Source organism: Snodgrassella sp. CS2 (assembly GCF_050310315.1).
GTDB lineage: Bacteria > Pseudomonadota > Gammaproteobacteria > Burkholderiales > Neisseriaceae > Snodgrassella > Snodgrassella alvi_E.
Window position 1 is genome coordinate 1 of the sequence record NZ_JBNPBA010000011.1, and the last position, 3,967, is coordinate 3,967.

A 3,967-nucleotide genomic window follows, 5' to 3' on the forward strand; every position below is an offset into this window, starting at 1 on the left:
GTGTTCAGTTGTCCCTGGCTACGCAGGACTTCGCGATGTAGGCGGTCGCGTTCGATGTCGGTGATGGTGGTGCCGTCTAGGTTGATTTGGTGCAGATGGCTGGAACCGTAACAAAGGTTTTGAGGGTGCGCACGTTCGGTAGGATAGCCGGAAAGATCGGGAAAGGCTTTTCGGCATGCTATTATGTTTTCAATAGAATCAGTATCTTGCTATTTAACTTTGACTTTCTCTACAAGTACCCCAACTAATTTGATAGTTTTCAGCCTTTCATAAATACTTTCATATAAAAGTAAACCAAATTCCGTACAGCATATTGGATATTTTGGATATTCGCTTTCAAGTAAAAACCTCGGCGCTCTTTCTAGTCTTGAGTGAAAATGGCATTCAGGGCAGACAAAAAGACGCTCATTTTCAGGAATAGGTTGTCCATCAAAAATATATGGTTTTTCACCTCTAAGTACAACGTAATCATATTTACTAATAAAAGTTATAAATGGCTGTTTATGCTTTTCACTTTCCACTTTATTATAAATAGAACCTATATTTAAATGTTTTTCAGCCTCTTCACCCAGCAAATTCAATAAGCGCAGCGACATAATACTAGGTATCAGAAAATAGCCTGTATTAGCCATATCTAGGTTTTTCCTGATTTTCCCATCCGTAATCACATCCATACCACCGTGAGGTAGTTTTAGTGTATGGCAATAATGACAAAATTGCTCTCTGTTTTTATGTTCCCATTCGGGAATGAGATCGACAGTAACCATTCCTGAACAATACAGGTGATAAAGTGGCTCACGCTTCATGGATATTCCTTAAATTTACCATTATTTATATTTTTCCAAACAGCACTTTCAATATTCGTATTGTTTTGTGCATTAGTTTTGTGTTTTTCGATAAGAACTTTTATCAAATGGTTAGCTACTTTTGCAATCTATCTAAGGCAATAACGCCTTAAGCGCTGTAAATTTTTAAAATTTTCAGTCCTCGAGATCTTTTAGCCATTTTTGATATCTATCTGGATCCTTTGCAATCAATGTTTTTAATGTTTCAAACACTTCTTTTATTCCTAAAGGATCCACTTTATATTTATTAAATACAAAAATAATTCCCTCTGCGATGGTATCAAGAACATAGAACATTTGTTGCGTATAGCAATTAAACGTTTTATAGGGTATAAAGATTGAGAAATGAACCACTTTGCGTTTTGACGAGGCTAACGGGCCATACACTAAATTTTTGTGTTCTTGTGTAGCAGATATGGTAAATACTAATTCATAATCTGTTGTTTTAAACAATTTGTCATAATGTGGAAGCGTTTTGTTTAATTTATTGAGATTTGATCTCCACGGATTTAAAACCGTATTTGTAATTTCATAATAAACGCCAACTTCAGCCCACAAAAATAAAAAATCAATCTTCATTTACATCGTCCTTTCGATTTATCACTGTTTTGATTTTAAGTGCTATTTTCCATTTAAACAACAATATATATTCAGCACAATTAAATTTTTTTAATGGGAGATTCAGTGAAAAAGCTGGTGGCGTTTTATATGCTAAGTAAGGTAAATAATGGCTTAAGTTTTATTCACTCTTGTGTCACGCTATCTAATTGCTGTTTGGCATAACTCACTACATCCTCAATACTCGATCGGTCTAAACTCGCTATCCTGTAGGTTGATGTGGCATGGTATTGTGGGCTACCCAGTAAGCTTGTCGTTTATTCTAAAATGAGATTTTTTAATTTATTCGATATAATTGCAGGAGGCAAATTGCTATTTTGATAAATGATAGTAGTGCCGCTATTAAATTCTATTTCAATTTGTTCAATATCCGTTTCTTGTTTTATTGTATATTCTGGTAACAGTAAGATCGTATTAGATTGTAATAGATCATTAAATGTTGTTTTCATTATCCCGTGATAATCACTTAAATTGATATAGTTTATATAATTGATGTTTTTGGACAATTTATTATCGATTGTTTCATACCCATTTCGCTGTTTTTTGGGAATGCATATTTCTATATTAAAAAGATTTAAAGTTGCCGTATACAAAAAAGCTGATTTCATCACACTTAATTGACAATCATTAATAAATGTCTATTTTCTGGAGTTGAAAAACACGCTAAAAACCACCTTTTTTATAACATCTACGATATCTAAATCTACCATACTCATATTTGACATCCATTTTTTAGCGCTTTAATCCATCAGGTATCATACAAAACAACGACACGGTGTGATACATGTAATTTTTGCCGTTCAATCGATGCCGTATAGTGTTACTCATTAAATCGGTCAATATTAAGATCACAGCACAGATAAAATAAAGTCTACCACTCAATCCCTTTAGTCACTATTGATATATATATTTAATCCATCATTAAAAGATTCTTTTAAAAAATTAATAAAATCAATAATTGATTGCGGTTGGAATTTTTTTATTTTAATAAGATTTTCAAGTTCTTTTATTAACGGCTGAATTTCCCCATATAGAATAATTGTATCAGCATAATAATCATCAAGTTTTTTTATTATTGAATACTGATTTAATGGTTTTGCTTTATTGAATAATTCATCGTAATCAAATTTTTCAAGTGAAAATATCGGTGAATTTTCATCTATTTCTTTTTGATTACTTGATGCTATAAAATCCAAAGCCATAAATACCTCATATTTTAATTATTATCTATTGTGAGATGTTTATCTTACTTCATTATTTTTACTTTCTCGAATTTTAGCTAAAGCTTTTTCAAGCCGACTAACATTTTGATATTTGTTTGTAACTGTACTTCTAGCTAAATAATCAAACCATCCATCAACAGCAATATCAAATAACTCCTGACCTTCTGGTGTAAGGTTTGATTTTTTAAGAACCGTATCGGTTTTTAAATTTCCTTTTTCATCAAACGGTTCAACATCGATTAACAATTCATGTTTTTTAAAAAACCAAATAAAGCTGTTGAGCTTTGCATAACGCTATCTTGCCACCATTTGTTTTTATTTCTAGTAAGCAACATTGGTAAATTATGTAAAGTATAATCAATTTCGTTCATTATTTTATTTCACTAACAGTTAACTATCGGGTCAGGCTACGTGAATATGTCTATATCAGTACGAAAATATGAAGTCATTATCAATATACTGTTTGGATAAATTTATTCCTTTTACTTTATTTTTTATAAAAAACTGTCGTAACGACTCTGACATCATAATTCGCCCTATAGATTCTTCACATCTTGCCATACAAAATTGCTCATTTATATTTTCTTTTAAGACCATTTTATAAAATTTTTTGGGTCCATCTGGCAAATAATCTAATATTGGTACATATTCAGATTTATTCATATCAATACAGGATATTAAACGAAGAAAATTTAATACCTTATAACCAGAATAGCTGCGACCATTAACAATTATAGTTGCATCTATTAGCTGGACATCATGTAAAAAATCTTGATTGTTTGAAAGTAAATTGGCAAGTCTAGGCGAGATAAATTCAGGACCATCACTAAAATAGAAATCATAAGAGAGTAAACGTTTTTCACTTACTTTTTTTTCTAATTTAAAAACTATTGGGTTATTCGATTGAATCTTTTTGCATTGTAAAAGTTCGTAATAATCATCTCCTGTTGAGACATATTGGAACCAATAACGATCAGGATAACAAGAAGATATCATAAGTTCATAAATCATAACAACATCCTTTAAAATAATTACTTGAATTTTTATTTAAGCTTCACTATTATCCATAGATAGATTGATTACATGATGTGGATAAATCTATTCCTTTTACTTTATTGTTTATAAAAAACTGTCGTAACGACTCTGACATCACAATTCGCCCTATAGATTCTTCACACCTTGCCATACAAAATTGCTCATTGATATCTTCTTTAAAGACCATTTTAAAAAATCTCATTGGTCCATCAGGATAATCATCTAATATTGGTTCATATTCAGATT

6 protein-coding genes are annotated in these 3,967 nt (G+C 31.0%); all 6 read right to left on the reverse strand.

Going from position 1 to position 3,967, the window contains the following annotated elements:
* Positions 1-209 precede the first annotated feature (209 nt).
* Positions 210-806 (reverse strand): hypothetical protein, encoded by a 597-nt coding sequence (locus ACQP6D_RS10370; protein ID WP_427858133.1) that lies wholly within the window; start codon positions 804-806, stop codon positions 210-212.
* 174 nt (positions 807-980) lie between these two features.
* On the reverse strand, positions 981-1,424 hold the full coding sequence (locus ACQP6D_RS10375) for a hypothetical protein (protein WP_427858134.1): 444 nt from the start codon (positions 1,422-1,424) through the stop codon (positions 981-983).
* A 926-nt stretch (positions 1,425-2,350) separates the two neighbouring features.
* A complete protein-coding gene (locus ACQP6D_RS10380) occupies positions 2,351-2,665 on the reverse strand; it encodes a hypothetical protein (RefSeq protein ID WP_427858135.1) in 315 nt (104 codons plus the stop codon).
* 39 nt (positions 2,666-2,704) lie between these two features.
* On the reverse strand, positions 2,705-2,932 hold the full coding sequence (locus tag ACQP6D_RS10385) for a hypothetical protein (protein ID WP_267347760.1): 228 nt from the start codon (positions 2,930-2,932) through the stop codon (positions 2,705-2,707).
* A 180-nt stretch (positions 2,933-3,112) separates the two neighbouring features.
* On the reverse strand, positions 3,113-3,697 hold the full coding sequence (locus ACQP6D_RS10390) for a hypothetical protein (protein WP_427858136.1): 585 nt from the start codon (positions 3,695-3,697) through the stop codon (positions 3,113-3,115).
* 49 nt (positions 3,698-3,746) lie between these two features.
* The coding region (locus ACQP6D_RS10395) for a hypothetical protein (protein ID WP_427858137.1) at positions 3,747-3,967 on the reverse strand (221 nt) is incomplete at its 5' end.